This is a genomic window from Microcystis sp. M53603_WE2 (assembly GCF_030065435.1).
In genome coordinates this window covers 1-18803 of sequence record NZ_JASJFF010000017.1, presented here as the reverse complement: position 1 = coordinate 18803, position 18803 = coordinate 1, and the positions used below count along the sequence as shown (strand labels likewise).

Here is an 18803-nt window from a genome sequence, read left to right as displayed (position 1 = left end):
CGAAATTGCCGATAATTTAGCCGATTTCTTCGATAGTGGCGAAAAAGAACAACTGCGAGATTTAACCCCACTCTTCACCTTTACCATCGAAGATGACAACCCCCTGGATTATCCCCCAATCATTGAAAATGCCTTTTCTTTAGAAAAAATCAACCAAAATCGCTGGCAAGTCGCCATTCATATCAGCGATGTCACCCGTTACATCGAACGGGGCGGATTATTGGATAAAGTTGCCAAAAAACGGGGAACAGCCGTCTATTTAGGCGAAAAAGTGCTGCCATTAGTCCCAGCTGCCCTTGCCAGTCGTTGTTCCCTGTCACCCCAAGAACAGCGCCCCGCTATTTCTATCCTCGTTACCCTTGATGACAAGGGGGAGCTAGTGGAGTACGAAATCATCCGCAGCCTCATCCAAGTGGATCAACATTTTACCTATCAACAGGTGCGCGATCTGCTCAGTGAAGAAGATAGCGAAGCTGCCCCCACCGATACCGTTGAAACCCTGAAAGATTTATTTTTCAGCGTTTGCCCCACCCTAAAATCCCAACGTCTGCAGCGGGGTAGTTTTGATATTCAATTAGACAAAATCTCCCCCTACAAAGACGAAGGACGGGGGGGGACTGTTCTCGCTTCTAATAATTTACCGGCCCGCTCTTTACTGACAGAAGTGGCAATTTTAGCCGGCAAAGTTGTCGCCGAACATTTACAGGCCTTAAAATTGCCCTGTATCTACTGCGGACAATCGGAACCGGATTGGGATGAATTGGAGGATTTACTCAAATTAGCCAATAATTTAGGGGCAGAATTAAATTTAACTGCCGAGGAGGAGATTAAACCCAATGACTATCAAAATCTCACCCGCATTTTTTCCGCTTCCACATCGGTGAAAGTCCTCAATTATCTCCTGCAAGAAACTCTCAAATTAGTTAGATATAGCAGCCATCCTTTACAGCATTTTGGTTTGGCCTATCCTGGCAATTATACCCACTGTCTCTCACCCCTGCAAAGATATGCCGATCTTTGGGTACAACGGGTGTTAAAAATCTTATTAACAGAGGGGAAAGATCGCCGCAGCAAAATCGTCAAAGTCGGGGTTAATTTGGGCAGTAATAGCTGTCATGGACAGATTCATTGGAATATTCTACCGAGCCAAATTCAGGAGGAGTTAGAAGAAGAAAGCCACCTAATTGTTTCCCATCTCAATGATCGCTCAAAAATTGCTGAAGATGCGGAAAAAGACCTAGAAGGATTGAAAAAAGCCGAGAAAATGAAAGAAAGAATGGGTCAAGTTTTTCGCGGCTTAATTACCGGTGTACAATCCTATGGTTTCTTCGTGGAAATTTCCGATTTATTAGTGGAAGGGTTGGTCCATGTTTCTTCTCTCAAGGATGATTGGTACGAATATCGCGCCCGTCATAGCTGTTTGGTAGGACGGAAAAATCGCGTTGCCTATCGTCTCGGTGATGAGGTAGAAGTGGAGATAAAAGATGTAGACTATTATCGTCAGCAAATCGATCTAGTTACGGTTAGCGGTGGCAGTTCAGCAAGTTATGACGACTTAGAAGAAGATTAATTATGAATCAACCAACCACCGAAAAAATCGGAAAAACCCGCTTTATTCTGCCCTTTTTATGCGGTATTTTTCTCTTTTTAACTGGCTGTGTCCGTTACGATGTGGGCATTAATTTTCCCCACCAACACCACGGGGAAATTATTCAACATATCACCCTCGGACAACGCTTAACCAGTCTCAGTCAAACCGAAGCCACTAAATGGTTAAATAGTATCGAACAGAGGGCAAAATTACTTAAGGGGAAAACCGCTCCTATTTCCGAACGAGAAATAATTGTGACTATTCCCTTTAGTAATAGTCAGGAATTAGAGGAAAAATTTAATCAATTTTTTGATCCTAGTTCTTCCTTTAAAATCAAAAACTCTGCTAATACCGATGATATAAAGTTACTGCAACTAGACTCAAAACTGGCAGTTACAGAACGAGATTGGTTCTTTTTGACTCAGAAAAACTTAAAATTAACCGTTGATTTGCGGGCTTTAGGTGTACTTTCTGAACAGGGAAATATTATCGTTAGCCCCGGTTCTTTAGTCGATATCGACTTCGCTTTAAAGACTCCCTTCGCTGGTCAAAATATTGAAGATGACTCAGGATTAAATCCCCCGGTAGAACAAGTTGACAATCAGTTAATTTGGCATTTAAAACCGGGAGAAATTAACACCATTGCGGCAGCTTTTTGGCTTCCTAACTATTTAGGTATCGGCACAATAATTATTGTTTTAATAACAGGTTTTGCCTATTACTTGAAATATAAACGCTTGCCCGGTGTATCCCCATCGACTTCAAGTTAGATGGCAACTAAGTAAGCTAAACGGCGCTTAACCTGCATGATCCAACAGCTATAACCCTTTTGGAGTCTATATCGGTGATCCGAAGTAAAAGCCGTTTAGCTTAGTTAGTGTTAAAAACTGTCAGACACCCCCCTTATCAAGGGTAGGGTTGATTCATGAATTAACCCTACCTTGAATCAACCCTACCCGGAATCAACCCTAGGATTAAGGGGGGATCGAAACCAAAATTTATCTTCAATTTAATTATAAACAGCTACTTATTGACCAAAATTTAATGATCAATGAGGGGAAAATTAGCCAACTCTAAAACTGATCTAAAAATTGGCCCGCAATAGGGAAAATCTTGGCTAGGATCAAACCATAGTCATAATTGAGACTAGACGGGTTTCCCTTTTTACTTCAACACTGGCAATTACAGTTATGGTTAGCAATATTCCCTTTTCTATCCCCGAACATAGCCTCGATCGAGATTGTACCACCCTCTCTCGTCACGTCCTGCAACAACTACAAAGCTTTTCCCCCGACGCGCAGGATTTAAGCGCAATTATGAGTCGGATTGCCCTAGCGGGAAAATTAATTGCCCGTCGTCTCAGTAAAGCGGGATTAATGGCGGATGTGCTAGGTTTTACTGGAGAAACCAACGTCCAAGGGGAATCGGTCAAGAAAATGGACGTTTTTGCCAATGAGGTATTTATCTCGGTTTTTAAGCAAAGTGGTTTAGTTTGCCGTCTTGCTTCCGAGGAAATGGATAAACCCTATTATATCCCAGAAAACTGTCCCATCGGTCGCTATACCCTACTCTACGACCCGATCGATGGTTCTTCCAATGTGGATATTAACCTAAATGTGGGTTCGATTTTTGCCATCCGTCAACAGGAAGACAATGATTTAGACGGAGAGGCGCGGGATTTACTGCAAAATGGTCGTAAACAAATCGCCGCCGGTTATATTCTCTACGGACCCTCTACTATTTTAGTTTACTCGATCGGTCGCGGTGTTCATGCCTTTGTCCTTGACCCCAGTTTAGGGGAATTTATCCTCGCCCAAGAGAATATTATTATCCCCGATCACGGTCCGATTTATAGTACCAATGAGGGCAATTTTTGGCAGTGGGATGAGGCAATTCGCGACTATACTCGTTATGTCCACCGTCATGATGGTTACACGGCCCGTTACAGTGGGGCATTAGTGGGAGATATCCATCGAATTTTAATGCAGGGAGGCGTTTTTCTCTATCCGGGTACTGTTAAAAATCCCCAGGGAAAATTGCGCTTAATTTATGAAACTGCTCCCCTTGCTTTTTTAATTGAACAGGCAGGAGGTAAAGCTAGTGATGGGGTGACAAATCTTTTAGATATCGTTCCCGATAAATTACACTACCGCACACCTTTAGTGATCGGTAGTGTCGAAGATGTTAAATTGGTGGAGTCTTTTATCGCTGATCGCCGTCATCGCGATCGAGTTTAACTTATAGTTTTATTTAGAGATATTGACATGGATTTACAAGCTCTGAAGTGGACTAAAAATGTAAGGCGACACGATGGTACATGGGCATATCGGGAATATAAGGTTTCTAATTCCTTCAAACTGGCATGGAAAGACGATGAAGTCAATGCCAATAAACCCGAAAAAGATAGTTTGATACTACTCAGGCAGCAAGGGTATGTTACCCATTTAGTAAAAGTTCTCGACTGCAAAGCCAAACGTGAAATTGGCAAGGATAATTACGACATCTATCGAATTGTTGAGGTGCTTTGGGCTATTGATTTTGATAATCCACCTGTATCAGCCAAAGCAGATGCGATGTTTGATTATCGAGAAGTTCTCAACTATCAGGGTGGGAAGGTGATGGAATTGGAGAAGTTACCAACTTTCAGACAGCGTTGGGATGACGATGGCGGTTTGGGGGGATTCCAAACTTACATTCAGAATTTATTGGGGCTGTCAAGCAATGACTAAGAGCCTTGTTAAGCTTGTGTTATAGTATTGAGCAGATATAGGGCAACCGCTATGACTGCTATAGTTCAGGAACTTTTAGATACCTTTGACCGCTTGACAGACTCAGAGCGCTCAGATTTGCTATTAGAGATTCTGAAGCGGACAATTCACCTGGATTTTCCGCCCTTATCTGATGAAGATCTAGTCCTCAATGCCGAGGGAATTTTTCTAGAATTAGATGATCAAGAAGCTTCCTGTGGATAGCCCTGATCGTGGTCAGGTTTGGCTGGTTGATCTGGGTTATGTGGCCAAAGTCAGACCCTGTTTGGTTATCAGTATTCCTGCGCGCAATCAAGAGCGTGCCTTAGCGACTCTGGTTCCACATACGACAAGCTCTCGTGGTTCAAGATTTGAAGTGAAAGTCCAAGCTCGCTTCCTTAGAGAAGGAGTCTTTGATGTACAAAACATCGTTACAATTCCCCATGCAAAGCTTTTGCGTAAATTAGGAAATCTGACATCTGAGCAAATGATGGAGGTTGAGAATGCGTTACTTTTTTGGCTAGGGTTTGAAGAGAGGAATGATCAAGAAAGCGAAGATTAGTCTGTGCGCTAGTTGCAGCGGAAACATAACCAATAGTTAGGGTTTGCGGCAAAAAGTTTTTCGTGGAGTGTGGGGTGTTTAGGTTTATTCAGCAAGCCCTAAATACAATCGAATCCCTTTCGGATAATTATTCTAGTATGAGAACATGAGTTGTTCTTAAGGAGCTATCTAAGTCATGACGATCACTATAGAAGATTTGCTGTTATCTTTGCCGTTAGTTAGCAGTGAAGAAATGTTAGCTGGAATGAGTTTTATTAAAAGAGTGATGGTAATTCTGGACTCTAACATTTTAAGCTTATTAGTAACCCCGCTCGGTGAAGACTGGCCAGAAGATCAAAAGTTATTTACAGAAGTTTATCAATGTACCGAATGGGTTTTATCGTCTGCTGGCAAGAGGAGCTTGTCTGACTTCATCTGATCTATGTGATTATGAGGTTAGACGAGAAGTAAAAGCGTGCAAGAATTAGATAAGTTAAGGAATGTAATTAAGTTTCAGAAAGTCAGTTTTATTTTACTACAAAAAGCCGCTTATCTTTGGGCTGAAAAGTTAAAGAAAATATTGATATAGATTGTATCCTATCGGCTCAATGGTCGCTACTCAAAGAAAAATATCCCAGTCGTCGGGTTATTATTGCCAGCAAAAATATCAAAGATTTCCAAAACATTACTGATTGCTCCCTCTGGGAAGATATACATTATTAAAGCGAAACCGCTTGCTTTTATTTTTTTCAATAATAATTATAGATCCAAAACAATCTATTGGCCGCCCGAAAATTCCCCCCATAATCTTGAGAATTTTTTGATAAATAGGACTCGATCGAGGATAATTAGAAGAAATATTTTGACTCATAACCAAATCTAATCAAGAAGCCCAGTGACGATTCCCCTCCTAGAGTTGTTTGTATTCGCCACCGTTTTGTGCGGATTTTTAGGAACATTCCTGAAAAAAAACTTAATCATGAAGATTATCGCCATGGATGTCATGAGTACCGGCGTTATCGCCTACTATGTGGTGATTTCTTCCCGTGACGGTTTGTTTACTCCCATCCTCAGTACAGTTAAACAGCAAAATTACGCCGATCCTGTACCCCAAGCAGTGATTTTAACAGCGATCGTCATCGGTTTTTCGATTCAGGCGTTAATGCTGGTGGGAGTAATGAAATTAGCTAAAGATAACCCCACCCTCGACAGCAGCGAGATAGAAAAAAATAACACACCATGAATACTTTAACGATCGCTTGGATAAGTTTACCCTTTTTGATCGGCTTTATCATCTATTTATTGCCGCGATTAGACAAATATCTGGCTCTCGCCACCACTATTATCTCTCTCGCCTATTCTCTCCTTCTATTTAGCCAATCCTCCCCCATAACCCTCAACCTACTAGATAATTATGGCGTGAGACTGGTAGCCGATCAGTTAAGTGCCTATTTTATCCTCACCAATGCCCTGGTGACGATGGCAGTTATTTTTTATAACTGGGAAAGTAGCAAAACCGCCTTTTTTTACGCCCAAGCTATCATTCTTCACGGCAGCATTAATTCTGTCTTCGTCTGTGAGGATTTTATTAGCGTTTACGTTGCCTTAGAAGTAATTAGTATTGCCGCTTTTCTGGTGATTGCCTATCCTCGCAGCGATCGCTCTCTCTGGGTTGCCCTGCGTTATCTGTTTATCAGCAATGTGGCGATGTTATTTTACCTAATCGGCGCAGTTTTAGTCTATAAAGCCAATAATTCCTTTGCTTTTGCCGGTTTAAAGGACGCACCTCCCGAAGCCTTGGCTTTAATCTTCATGGGATTATTAGTCAAAGGGGGAATCTTTGTCTCGGGATTATGGCTACCGATGACACACTCGGAATCGGAAACCTCCGTCTCGGCGCTGATGTCGGGGGTGGTGGTAAAAGCTGGCATTTTTCCCCTCCTGCGCTGTGCTTTAATCCTAGAGGATTTGGATGTCCTAATTCGGCTTTTCGGGGTGCTAACGGCGATTTTTGGCGTGTCATACGCAGTGTTTGAAAAGGATAGCAAGCGGATGTTAGCCTTCCATACTATTTCCCAGTTAGGTTTTATTTTAGCCGCCCCGGTAGTCAGTGGTTTTTATACCCTTACCCACGGTTTAGTTAAATCTTGCCTATTTCTGTTAGCGGGAGTTTTACCCAGTCGCAATTTTAAAGAATTACAGCAACAATCGATCCCTAATTCTCTCTGGATTGCCCTAGTGGTTGCTAGTTTTTCTATCTCTGGATTCCCCCTATTATCTGGTTTTGGTGCGAAAGCGTTAACGATGAAAAATTTAGTCCCCTGGCAAGAGATTATGATCAATCTTGTGGCGGTGGGGACGGCGATTTCCTTTGCTAAATTTATCTTTTTACCCCACGCTGGTGGCGAAAGTAAACAGAAGCTAACTATCGGTTTCTGGATAGCAATAATTCTGCTCCTTGCCGCCCTATTTTTAGCCAATGCCGTCTATGTTGAAGCTTATAATCTCCCCAATCTTATCAAAGCTTTAGCCGTCATCGGTGCCGGGTGGTGGTTATATCTGGGAGTTTTCAAAAAGTTATCCCTAAAATTATCGCGAGCCTGGGAACAATTTGATAATCTCGTCGGTATGATGAGTATAATGTTAGTTCTATTGTTTTGGATGGTCTTAGCATGATCGGACATATAATTCTGCGTTTAACTATGTGGTTTTTACTCACCGCTAATTTTACCCCCGCTAATATTATGATCGGGGTGGCTATTGCTTTTCTTTTGCCCCGTAATTTCGCCTCTAGCGAAACTTTAGGCGATTGGTTAAAGGTAATAATTAAAGTCTTTATAGCTATTCCCCAAGCTTATAAAGAAGCTTTTGAAATCATCTTTCGTCCCCACAAGGAAGAAGAAATTATTTTAGAGAGAATTGCGGGTAAACGTTCACCCAGATTGGCTTTTTGGGATATATTTCTCATTACCTTTACACCGAAAACTATCGTCACCGAATACAAGGAAAATGAGGGTTATGAAGTTCATCTAATTAAACGGAGTTCCCAGGAATGAATATTGTTCTCATTGCCATGATTGTCGCCCTATTAATTCCCCTTTATGAAGTGGCCAAAAATGATGACATCTGGCAAAAAATGGCCGCCTTTGCCAGTGCTTCCAGTAAATCATCGATTATTATTCTAGTAGTTTCAGTTCTGCGGGATGATTGGATGATTGGAGTGGTAGCAGTGATTATTCTCAGTGTCGGTAATGCCGGTTTTATGTTATTAGCACAAATTCTTAAACGATTGAACGAATCATGATTGACATTTTCAGTTATATCTGCATCGCTATCGGAGTTTTTTTCTGGTTTTGGGGAACGGCGCATCTTTTAGACAAGCGCTCGGTATTATATAAATTACATGGTCTATCTGTCGCTGATACCTTGGGTTCTATGGCGATTATTTTCGGGCTACTTTTGAAAGTTCCCCAAAATTGGCCTTTATTATTATTGGCAATAATTTCCCTAGCAATTTGGAACACCATGTTAGGCTACGTTTTAGCTTATACTTCTAGCGATCGAGAGTAGAATTAAAGATGAATGAAAGTTATCTCTATGTTATTGTTGCCCTCTTGCCTTTAACTGCGGCGATGGTGATGTTACAATCTAATCCCTACCAAGCTCTAGTAATTCGCGGGGTTTTGGGAGCAATAGCAGCCTTAGTTTATGCTTTATTAGGGGCGGCAGATGTATCTTTAACCGAAGCTTTGATGGGAACCATGTTAGCCGTAACTCTCTACGCGGTGGCGATTCGTTCCTCTTTAGTGATGCGTTTAGGAGTAATTGCGGAGGAAAACGATACAGTTTTAGAACAGTTAAAAACTCAACTACAAACGGTTTTAAGTAAACGTTTTATGCGTTTAGAATTAGTTGCCTACAGTGATAAACAAGCTTTGCAACAGGCACTTATGGATAAGGATATTCATGCCGTCTGTATCCGTCAAGACAATCCAGAAACTATCTCCTACGAAACCACAATTAGATTACCCTATCTCTACGATATTTTTAAAAATGAATTAACGGCAGCCAACACAACTTTAACTTGTATTGAAACCCCAAAATTAGAGGAGAAACACTAATGAAATGGATTTATACTCTAGCCGCCATTGCCTTCGCTATCAAAATGGTAATTATTCCCAATACTGCTTCCTCTGTATCATCCTTAGAAATTGTTGAATCCCTGGTGCGCGACGGCGGTGTTCCTAATGCGGTTTCGGTGGTTATTTTTCGTAATCGTCTCTACGATACCATCTATGAAGTGGTCGTTTTTACCATTGCCATTATGGGGGCAAATTTTCTTTTAGCCACCGAAAAACCCGCCAGTAAAATCCATCAATTTACTGACCAACCTTCAATTATTTTAGCCCGTTTAGGGGCAACAATTGCCGCTTTAGTGGGCATTGAATTAGCTATCCGCGGACATTTAAGTCCGGGGGGAGGTTTTGCCGCCGGAGTCGCCGGAGGTACGGCAATTGGTTTAATAGCAATTACCTCGTCTCCCGAATGGATGCAAGCAATTTATCGCCGTTGGCAAGCGGCAACATGGGAGAAAATTTCCGTCTTAGTTTTTATTGTTTTGGCTGCCATTACTCTCTCAGGATTTGAGTTACCCCACGGGGAATTAGGTGCGCTATTTAGTGGTGGTATTTTACCGATACTAAATATTTTAGTCGCCGTTAAAGTAGCTTTAGGTTCCTGGGCAGTAATCCTCGTTTTTATCCGCTATCGCGGTTTATTGTGAGAGGTTAATATCTATATTTATAGAACGTAGGTTGGGTTGAAGCATGAAACCCAACGCCCACTCATGTTACGCTACCGCTAACCCATCCTACAAATAATTGTGCCTCCCTACTTAATAGCTATAATTTATAGCTTTAGGTCAAAACTGGGGATTAACCGATAATCATAACATGACTTGATGGTTGAAAAAATGCTATAGTAATTTTGTTGCCCTCCTCAAGAATCAATAGGCATCTAATGATTCTGCTAAAAGAACTCCCGAGGTAAAAATTATGGTTAACGTTATTCGCGGTTCTTCAGCTAAACCTGTATCTTCTCAAAGATTAGCTAAATATTTTGAGGAAAGAACAGATATAGAGGGAACATTGTATATCGGCTATCCTATTATTGGAACTCCCCAAGGAGGATATCAAATTGATGCTCTATTAGTCTCTCGTCAGCAAGGGGTTATTATTTTTAATATTGATGAGGGAAAAAATTATGATTTGGATATTGAAGGCACTCAAGACGAGAGCATAACCAAGTTAGAAGCAAAACTGCTGTCTTATAAAGAGCTTGTTCAAAAAAGAAAGCTAATAGTTAACATTTCTGTAGCCACCTATGCACCGATTTGGAATAATTATCCAGAAGGAATTAACCCAGAGGAATATCCTGTTCTTATTAAAGATAAAGATCTTGATGATTTTATCAAGAAATGTCAAGGCAATGATTCTGAATATTTCGAGAAAGTCAACTCAGTTATACAAGCTGTTACAACCATTAGAAAAAAAGACGCTCGCAGTTATGTTGTTAAACCAGATTCTAGGGGAGCAAAGTTAAAAAAATTAGAAGATTCTATCGCTAATCTTGATGAAACTCAAAATAAGGCTGTTTTAGAAACCACTAAAGGTGTACAAAGAATTAGAGGTTTAGCAGGTTCGGGAAAAACAATTGTCTTAGCGCTGAAAGTAGCTTATCTTCATGCAACTCATCCCGATTGGAATATTGCTGTTACCTTCTATACACGCTCGTTAAAGGATCAATACAAAGATTTAATTACTCGGTTTAGTTATGAGCATAAAAATTCCGAACCAGACTGGGAAAAAGTAAAAATTATTCACGCTTGGGGAAGTCCTGAGATAGAAGGAATTTATTATGAGCTATGTAAACGACATAATATTGAATATTTAGATTTTAGTCAAGCAAACAACCTAACATATTTGTTGAATGAAGACCCTTTTGAGTTTGTCTGTCAAAAAGCCTTCCGAGAGATTAAAAAATTTCATCAATATTATGATCTTATTTTAATTGATGAAGCTCAAGATTTTCCTCAAGACTTCTTAAGACTCTGCTATGAAATCTTGAAAGATGATAAACGTTTAGTTTATGCCTATGATGAGTTGCAAAGCTTAAATAGTAAAGTCATGCATTCTCCCGAAGTTATTTTTGGAAATGATAATCATGGTAATCCTAGAGTTAAATTGGAGAATTTACCCAGCGAACCCCAACAAGATGTGGTTTTAAATACTTGTTACAGAAATTCTCGTCCTATTCTGTCCTCTGCTCATGCTCTAGGTTTTGGAGTTTATTATCCACAGGGACTAATTCAAATGTTTGATAATCCTCAATTATGGCAAGATATTGGTTATGAGGTTGAAGAAGGAGAATTAAAATCAGGAGAATTTGTTAAACTGATTAGAACCCCCAAAACCAGTCCTAAATTCCTTGAAGAACATTCTTCTATCGATGATATTATCAACTTTAAATCTTTCGATAACAATCAGGAGCAATTTGAATGGCTAGTGGAACAAATTGCCAAGAATCTCAAGGAAGATGAATTAAGATGCCAAGATATTATGGTTATCCATCCAATACCTAAAAATGCTCGCAACGTTTTTGGAAAAGCTAGAGAAATGTTATTTACAAAAAATATTAATTCTCATTTAGCAGGTAGCACATCTTCTCCCGATGAGTTTTTTCAAGAAAACTCGATTGCTTTTACACAGATTTATCGTGCAAAAGGCAATGAAGCGGCAATGGTTTATTTCATTAACGCTCAAGAATGTTTATCTGGTTCACAAATTGCTAGTAACCGCAATATTTTATTTACAGCGATGACTAGAAGTAAAGCTTGGTTAAGAGTTATTGGTTATGGAGCAAATATGCAAGCTTTAGAGAGGGAATTTCAGGAAATTAAATCGAGAAATTTTGCTCTTGAGTTTACCTATCCAACCCCCGAAGAACTTCAACAAATGAAGAAGGTTTATCGAGATACTCTTAATACCAAGAGATATAAAAATGACAGGGAAAAGCAAGAATTAATTGCCAAGTTAAAAAGTATAGAATTTTCATCAGATGAAAAAAACGAAATTATCAAAATATTCCAAGAATAGTTAAGAAATGCTTAATGTTCAGAATATCTTTAAGGATGTTAAAAATTTAACGGCTAAATTGATAGAAGTAGGATTATCAAGTCAGCAGAACTTTCCGACTTTGAATAAATTGAGTCAAAATATTTCTGAGATTAGCTATGCCAATAGTTCCGACTTATCCATTGCCCTAAAAAATGTTGCCTATCAAGATATTTATGATGAGCTTGATCGCGGTAAGAATTATAATATTAAAATGATTGATGGAGCCTTGATTCAATTACTTTATCGCTTCCAAGGATCGCAGTTATTATCCCATAGACTAGCTTTCTTCTCATCCCCTTATTTAGAATCTTTTCAAAATGAGCCAGAACTATATGAAGAAGATGAGATATTTGCCGATATTATCGACAAAAATATTGTAGCTGTACCGATTAGATTTGATTACGATCCTGATAATTTTCAAGAGATTCATCACCCCAGATGTCATCTCACCCTAGGACAATTCAAAAACTGCCGAATTCCAGTGTCCTCCCCTTTAACACCCAGCATATTTATTGCTTTTATCCTTCGTAACTTTTACAATACAGCCTATCATCTATATTCCGAGCAGATCAATTTTAACAATCAGCGATTTCCAGAAACCATAACTGAAATAGAAACGAATATACTACATTTTGCTATTAAATCTCCCTCTCTATAGTCCCTATTGGATTTACCCTCATACAGTTCAGCGAAACCTCGAAATTTTTTCTCAAAAAAGCTTGACAAAATCCCTCAACTTGCCTTATACTTTCTAGTATAATGGGAATCCGTGCCTGCCTGCGAACAGCTATTTTTTTAAAGAAAAAAAGGAGTCAGGGAAAATAAAGACTCCTTATCTAAGACAGTTTATTGGTGGAATTGGTGCAGTAGGTCGCGAAACTCCGGAAAACTAATCTGATGATCGCGACCGGCATCGGCATGGTGTAACATAGCTTCGATTTCCTTGTCTGTCACCCCCGGTTCGATCGCCTGAAGACAAGCTTTTAACTCCTCAAGGCTAATTTGTCCCGAACCATCACTATCGAATAGCTGGAATCTTTGCAATAAAATTTTTTCCTGTTGATCACGATCGCTGTCACTACTAAAAGATAGACGATCAAAGACCTGAAAAGCGCGGGCGATATTTTGCCATAATTGACGGGACAGAGGACGATGGAGAATCGTTTCCTCCTCCTGACCGGTAACTCCGTACTCCCGACGCAAAGACTCGACAGTTTCCGTTTCCGAGGCCGGCAATTCCGTCAATAAATGCTTGATCGCCTCCCTGGAACTCTTACCGGTTAACACTTCCAGCAATTCTGACCCCACCCGGCGATCGGGGTCTTTTTTCCAAGTCACCAACAAACTTTCTAACAAAGCATCGCGGTAACTCTGCAAACGCAACCAATCCTCGCGACTATACTGCTTGTCCGGATCGAGAAGTTCGGCCGATTCCACACCCAACTCCGTTAGAATTGCCTGATGTTCGGCCTCGGTAATCGTCAACTCTAAGCGCATTTGTTCTAGGATTTCGAGGCTGTGGCCGAAGTCAGTATATCCCTCCTCCAAAGCCTCTTTTAACAAGGCTTTGGAGGCTTTTAAACACTTCTGGTGGCTGAAATCCGGCAGTATCTTGGCCAATACATACACCTCATCCGCGTGCAAAGCTGACAGCGATCGCCCATCAAGATATTTAGCCGTATCGAGACCCAGTTTACCCAACTGTTTACGCAATCTTCCCGCTAGTCCTTCTCGTTGGTAACGGTCGGGATCCCTTGTCCAGGTGCGATATAACCATAAACTACTCAAAACAGCCGGTAAAATATCAGCGAAATAATACCAAAATTTTGGCAAAAGATTAATAAAAGGACGACCAGCGAAAATAAAGAAGAAATTGAAAATCAGAAAAGTTCCGACAGTAAAGACGCGGTGACGGATAATTTCGGTCGGTAAGGGCGACTTTTTGCGGATTCTATAGACTTTATAGGCATTTTCAACTTTTTTACCGAGAAAGTAACCCAAAAAAGTGCAGATTGCCAAAGTTAAGGGGACAGCTACCAGCTTCGGAATCGCAATTGCCTGACCTGCAAGATAAAAACCCGGTTGAAAGAGGGATTCTAGTTGAGTTTCTTCGTGCGCCCAAGCTCCAGAGAAATAATAGTCCCAATTGCCAGCATAGAGATAATAATAGATAAAATAGCCAAAAACTAAGCCAAAATAACCGTAATAAAGCCATTGGTGATCGCTCTTAGTAATCCCATCCCAATAGGATCTTTCCGCATCGATATCGATACAGGGACTCTGACAGGCAACACAGGCACTTTGTTCGCTACCATCTTCATGGACAATACGACACATAGATTGAGTAATCCCACCGCGACTGTCTTCGTGAGCGGTACTATTCAGTAAACCCCTCGGTTCACCGTAAATCCTTTCCACTGGACTCAAGGGACAGAAATAGTTACACCAAGATTTGCCTCCATACCAGTAACCCACAAAGATCGCCGCTAGAATAGTCAAGATTAAAAAGCTACCCAAGACTAAGCGATCGGAATTATCAAAGAGAATCCGTCCGCATAAACCCAAAAATAACAGACTTAATTGTAGATAGAGATAATTCCGGGCTAACCAAGAGTTTTTCGGCACTTTATAGATTTCATAGCGGACTTTCCCCGATTTATCGGTGTATTTTTTCTGACGCTGTTTACCCAAAGCGCGCGGTATTTGAGAAAGAAAGGATAAAGGACAGATACGCCGCCAGAGTTCGTGACCGAATACTAATAAGATAAAAATGCTACTAGGAACCACTATTCCCCAAAAAATCGGCGCAGCTAACTGATAGGAGGATTGGGGTAGGCAAACCCCCTGGACTTTAATGCACACATCGGGATCAACTCTCAGGGGACTAGAAAGATTGTTAGGATCGGTTAATTGTGCCGAAATCGGGTCAAAAAACAGAGAAAATATCAGAATTAACCAAGCGATGGTCACAACCCATCGCAGATAGTGCATTGATCGTTCGGGAATTTGTGCAAACATAGGTCTAAGTAGTGACGGAGAAGAGACTTTTAAGGGAGATTAGGGGTTCAATCCTCGAATTTAACGTTTTTCCTCTAATAGCGGCGAAAAACTTGCCTTTTTGAGGGACTGCATTGCCTTTTTCTACCCCCGAGGAAATTCCCCTTCAGGCAGCAGGATGCGGCGTTGACAAATTAACAGTGATCCAGTATATGTGGGAAAATTGTCTTAAAATATTATCTACGCTGCTACTATCACTAGACTAGAACATTAAAGAGCGTATTGGCTTAATCCTTCTCAAAAGTTTAAATTCTATGGCTGAAAGCTTGAACCATAAATCCGAAAAACCCTCTCCTCCTCCCGTCCCCCAAGAAAACCCTTGGCTAGAAGCAGTTAAAACCATTGTCACGGCTGGAATTTTGGCTTTTGGCATCCGCACTTTTGTGGCCGAGGCCCGTTATATTCCCTCTTCTTCCATGGAACCCACTCTCCAGATTAACGATCGCCTAATTATCGAGAAAGTTAGCTATCATTTTCAGAAGCCAGAACGGGGTGATATAGTGGTTTTTAGTCCGACAGCCGCTCTCAAAGCTCAAAATTTTCATGATGCTTTTATTAAACGGGTGATTGGACTACCGGGGGATAAGGTGGAAGTCAAAAACGGTCTAGTTCACGTCAACGGTAAAGTTTTAGCGGAAAAGTATATCGCCGAAGAACCTAATTATACTTTCGGACCGGTGACAGTTCCCCCCGATCAATATTTGGTTTTGGGCGATAATCGCAATAATAGTTATGATTCCCACGCTTGGGGCTTCGTTCCCCGGGACAACTTAATCGGTCGCGCCGTGGTGCGTTTTTGGCCCTTCAATCGTCTGGGAGGACTTGACAACCCCGACGCTGCCATAAATCAGAATTAATGTCAAGAAAATTTAGTCATTCTCAATAAATTCTAGACATTCTTGACCGGTGAAAGCCTCCACTGGTCTAATATTGGTCTTCTCAATTGCGATCGAAATGACTAGAGATTTTTCAGTATCATGAGGTACAGTAACTAATATCAGTTATCAGTTTTTTAGCCATCAGCTTGTTTCTCCCTCTTCCCTAAAACTGGAGACTTTGTATCTCACCAGTATCAGAATTGCGACAATATTTGGAAAACTTTTGTAATTATAGTTTTCTATAAATCTAAATTTTCAATATTGCTTTGGGCCATAGACAAATGCTCAAGATCCAGTTGATCACTCTCAACATAATCTTTTGCGGTCATATCTTCTAAGCTTACTACTAAACCATCAGACTGAAAACGTCCAGAGTTAGGTAATAAATTTAACCACTTATCTAGCCATTTGTCCCATCCAATGTCATTATAGTCCTCTTGTTCTTCTTCACGAATAAAATAAAACATAAGTTCAGGATTTTCATCATTCCACGAAGGTCTTGCACTAACTCTAATTTCCCGCAAAGCTCGTAAGGCTTCCCCTTCATCACTTTGTTTAGTATGCTTATCTTGCATCCGGTTTTGAAGTTTACTGACAAATTGAACAAAATCATCTGGAAAAGCAAAACGAATTCTTTTTCTTGCTATCGCTTGTCTTAAGAGTCTTTTTTCTTGATCAGTTACACAACCCTGTTGACGATTCCATTGTAAGATCAATGCTTTTTCGGCTGTCATTACCCTATCGAGATCAGCTACTAAGTTTAGTTTGGCAAATCCTTCAATGTAAGCGTATTGAGGTCGTCTGCCTTTTTTTATCTCACTAATTTTTTCAGCTTCAATTTCTACCAGAGGAACAACTTCTAGAAAAGGACGTTCACAACAAGAACGGACAATATCGCAAGTTTGTGTAACAACAACTAGACCTTTTACTTCCGATTCTACAAGATCATTTTCTTCACCATCTTGCTTTGTAGAATCAGGTGTAAGAGGAAATTGAGGATTAAATCGATGAACAAACCGCTGTTCTCCTAAAACAAAATCCCCTTGACACCATGTTTGTAACTCATTGTTAATGAGATCAATCTGTTTGCTTTCCACTGCGATTTTGACCACTCCTCAATGTTTTAGCAGGTCTAGAACGTCCAACATCATGATGAATAGAATCTTGTAAAGCATCAATTAATATCTCCGGTGGTAAAGGCCTACGAAGCTCACTCTCCTCCTCAGACAAAGGTCTTAATTGCGGTCTTTTGGGTGGATTACCACGCCCAAGATTCTCTCTTACTTTATCATATTCTCCTGATATTAATTGGTCTAAAGGCAGTTCCCCATCAGCATTAGGATTCAATAATAACTTACGGTTAAGACTTGCACTTCCTCGATCAATATATCTAATCACTCCCAGTAATCTATTTAATTTCTCCTCATTGTCACTAGCTAGAGGCTGTCCACTTGCCCAAAAATGAATGCTTCGACGTGAAACATTAAATAGTTTAGCAACTTGCTCCCAGGTCAGTCCACTGGTTTTTCTGAGTTCATTAATCGCTTTTTGACTATCTTGAAAAAGATGAGGATTGTGCTTCGGAACAACTATTTCGCTATTAGTTCTTTCTGAAATCGCTAGTAACTTTTGAGCGGCAAGATTATCATAGCCAATGGTACTGGATTCCGCAATACCAGGAATCATTCTAAATCGTTTTTGAGGATTGATTGAGCCAAAAGTATTTGAACGTTCAATCACTAAGTTACTCATTGTTCACCTCCAAAGCGTCTTAGAAATTCTTCGGTTACTGACCATCTAAAAAAAGTATAAATTCTTTCAGAAAATCGTTTTGCATCCTCTAAAATTTTTTCAACGTCAAATTCTTGATTCTCTGAAATAGACATATCTAAATCAAGAAACCAACTCGGTTGATCAATCGGTTTAAAGACATTTGGATCAAAAGTAGCGTTACCCGGAATCAATCCCCATCTTGCTAAAAGTGTCTCTTTGGTATCAGGTAACTGAAACAGAGATTCATTATAACTTTGAAGAATATGTTCTTGAAATGTTGACGCTGTAATATTTATCAGTTCTGATCTGACTAAATTAGAAATATTCTCTACATCAATACCCTCAATACGATCAACATATCTAATACCGATTCGCTCAACAAGGTTGGGTTGAATATGTTCATTAACCGCAGTTAAAACTTCTCTCATTCGCTCTAAAAAGTCCTGACGACTGACATACTTTGATGTGTCTAAGGCTACAAAATTAGACGCTAATGAGACTCGCCAATGATTATTGGCATCTGTAAATTGCCAGATAACCTCAGCTTGAGATCTGACGGCATCTTTTTCTTGATTATCAAAAGTTAATTGATAAGTTCGTTCCTGCCGTAACTTAGGATACTTTGTTCTAATAGCTTCCTGAAATGGAGTCACAAATTTCCTATCCTCAACGGCCAGAATTTGTGGGAACCGTACTTGTCCAAGCACACACACTAGAGGTGCATTAGTTAAGTGAACCTCTGGAGGAGTTGGATCGATCAGTGGATTGTTAATATCGACCACTTTGGACATTTTAGGCTATTTATCTCCTATATTAAGCGTTTTTAGCTAATAGAACACAATAACTATCGGAAGAACTGTTCTGCATCTCCATTGTACGGCAAGACTGTGAAATAACCAGTGAAGTTTAAGAATTGCTATATTTAGGGTCTGCTGAAAAAGTTTTTCCTGGGGGTAGGAGTCAGTAGCCGGTCGTCAGGAGTCGGTCGTTTCAGGCTTTGTTGCCCTTGTTTTTTGTACCAAGCGATGTACCACAAGAAGG

General features: G+C 40.3%; 21 protein-coding genes. 17 read left to right on the top strand and 4 right to left on the bottom strand.

Annotated elements, in window-relative coordinates; genetic code table 11:
- The 16 genes from PX481_RS00495 to PX481_RS00420 form a co-directional block, all read left to right on the top strand.
- The coding region (locus PX481_RS00495) for a ribonuclease R family protein (RefSeq protein WP_288093075.1) at positions 1–1570 on the top strand (1570 nt) is incomplete at its 5' end.
- Positions 1571–1572: 2 nt separating this feature from the next.
- Positions 1573–2361: a DUF3153 domain-containing protein gene (locus PX481_RS00490; protein WP_002761411.1), complete on the top strand. Its 789-nt coding sequence runs from the start codon at positions 1573–1575 to the stop codon at positions 2359–2361.
- 420 nt (positions 2362–2781) lie between these two features.
- Positions 2782–3828 (top strand): class 1 fructose-bisphosphatase, encoded by a 1047-nt coding sequence (fbp, locus tag PX481_RS00485; protein WP_002740533.1) that lies wholly within the window; start codon positions 2782–2784, stop codon positions 3826–3828.
- A 27-nt stretch (positions 3829–3855) separates the two neighbouring features.
- Positions 3856–4320 carry a hypothetical protein gene (locus PX481_RS00480; RefSeq protein WP_002761412.1) on the top strand — a complete coding sequence of 155 codons (465 nt, stop codon included), beginning with the start codon at positions 3856–3858 and terminating at the stop codon, positions 4318–4320.
- 51 nt (positions 4321–4371) lie between these two features.
- Positions 4372–4563, top strand: coding sequence for a hypothetical protein (locus PX481_RS00475; RefSeq protein ID WP_288026924.1), 192 nt, complete (start codon positions 4372–4374; stop codon positions 4561–4563).
- Positions 4538–4900: a type II toxin-antitoxin system PemK/MazF family toxin gene (locus tag PX481_RS00470; protein ID WP_288026926.1), complete on the top strand. Its 363-nt coding sequence runs from the start codon at positions 4538–4540 to the stop codon at positions 4898–4900. Before PX481_RS00475 ends, PX481_RS00470 begins: the two co-directional genes overlap by 26 nt.
- A gap of 175 nt (positions 4901–5075) precedes the next feature.
- On the top strand, positions 5076–5318 hold the full coding sequence (locus tag PX481_RS00465) for a hypothetical protein (protein ID WP_288026928.1): 243 nt from the start codon (positions 5076–5078) through the stop codon (positions 5316–5318).
- A 456-nt stretch (positions 5319–5774) separates the two neighbouring features.
- The gene (locus PX481_RS00460) at positions 5775–6122 is read left to right on the top strand and encodes an NADH-quinone oxidoreductase subunit K (protein ID WP_002761414.1); all 348 of its coding nucleotides are present in this window, start codon (positions 5775–5777) and stop codon (positions 6120–6122) included.
- Complete coding sequence (locus PX481_RS00455; protein ID WP_288093071.1) at positions 6119–7555, top strand: cation:proton antiporter; 1437 nt, start codon at positions 6119–6121, stop codon at positions 7553–7555. The genes PX481_RS00460 and PX481_RS00455 overlap by 4 nt, the downstream gene beginning before the upstream one ends.
- Complete coding sequence (locus PX481_RS00450) at positions 7552–7935, top strand: Na+/H+ antiporter subunit E (RefSeq protein ID WP_002761417.1); 384 nt, start codon at positions 7552–7554, stop codon at positions 7933–7935. Before PX481_RS00455 ends, PX481_RS00450 begins: the two co-directional genes overlap by 4 nt.
- Positions 7932–8183, top strand: a complete 252-nt coding sequence (locus tag PX481_RS00445; RefSeq protein ID WP_002739224.1) for a hypothetical protein — start codon at positions 7932–7934, stop codon at positions 8181–8183. The genes PX481_RS00450 and PX481_RS00445 overlap by 4 nt, the downstream gene beginning before the upstream one ends.
- The gene (locus PX481_RS00440) at positions 8180–8449 is read left to right on the top strand and encodes a monovalent cation/H(+) antiporter subunit G (RefSeq protein WP_002752066.1); all 270 of its coding nucleotides are present in this window, start codon (positions 8180–8182) and stop codon (positions 8447–8449) included. Before PX481_RS00445 ends, PX481_RS00440 begins: the two co-directional genes overlap by 4 nt.
- A gap of 8 nt (positions 8450–8457) precedes the next feature.
- Complete coding sequence (locus PX481_RS00435; protein ID WP_002761421.1) at positions 8458–9000, top strand: DUF4040 domain-containing protein; 543 nt, start codon at positions 8458–8460, stop codon at positions 8998–9000.
- A complete protein-coding gene (locus PX481_RS00430) occupies positions 9000–9662 on the top strand; it encodes a Na(+)/H(+) antiporter subunit B (RefSeq protein WP_002761422.1) in 663 nt (220 codons plus the stop codon). The genes PX481_RS00435 and PX481_RS00430 overlap by 1 nt, the downstream gene beginning before the upstream one ends.
- Positions 9663–9933: 271 nt before the next feature.
- A complete protein-coding gene (locus tag PX481_RS00425) occupies positions 9934–12033 on the top strand; it encodes a DEAD/DEAH box helicase (RefSeq protein ID WP_002761424.1) in 2100 nt (699 codons plus the stop codon).
- A gap of 7 nt (positions 12034–12040) precedes the next feature.
- Complete coding sequence (locus PX481_RS00420; protein WP_002796746.1) at positions 12041–12712, top strand: DUF2290 domain-containing protein; 672 nt, start codon at positions 12041–12043, stop codon at positions 12710–12712.
- Positions 12713–12900: 188 nt separating this feature from the next.
- On the opposite strand, the gene PX481_RS00415 is transcribed toward PX481_RS00420, so the two are convergent.
- A complete protein-coding gene (locus PX481_RS00415) occupies positions 12901–15072 on the bottom strand; it encodes an EF-hand domain-containing protein (RefSeq protein WP_288093067.1) in 2172 nt (723 codons plus the stop codon).
- A gap of 293 nt (positions 15073–15365) precedes the next feature.
- On the opposite strand from PX481_RS00415, the gene lepB reads away from it, so the two are divergent.
- Positions 15366–15968, top strand: coding sequence for a signal peptidase I (lepB, locus tag PX481_RS00410; RefSeq protein ID WP_002761427.1), 603 nt, complete (start codon positions 15366–15368; stop codon positions 15966–15968).
- A gap of 260 nt (positions 15969–16228) precedes the next feature.
- Here the strand turns inward: lepB and PX481_RS00405 are convergent, their stop codons facing one another.
- The 3 genes from PX481_RS00405 to PX481_RS00395 are packed head-to-tail and all read right to left on the bottom strand — an operon-like array spanning position 16229 to position 18553.
- Complete coding sequence (locus tag PX481_RS00405; RefSeq protein WP_288026937.1) at positions 16229–17086, bottom strand: hypothetical protein; 858 nt, start codon at positions 17084–17086, stop codon at positions 16229–16231.
- Positions 17067–17741: a helix-turn-helix domain-containing protein gene (locus tag PX481_RS00400; protein WP_041804010.1), complete on the bottom strand. Its 675-nt coding sequence runs from the start codon at positions 17739–17741 to the stop codon at positions 17067–17069. Before PX481_RS00400 ends, PX481_RS00405 begins: the two co-directional genes overlap by 20 nt.
- Positions 17738–18553: a TIGR04255 family protein gene (locus PX481_RS00395; protein WP_288026941.1), complete on the bottom strand. Its 816-nt coding sequence runs from the start codon at positions 18551–18553 to the stop codon at positions 17738–17740. Before PX481_RS00395 ends, PX481_RS00400 begins: the two co-directional genes overlap by 4 nt.
- Between the last annotated feature and the right edge of the window lie 250 nt (positions 18554–18803).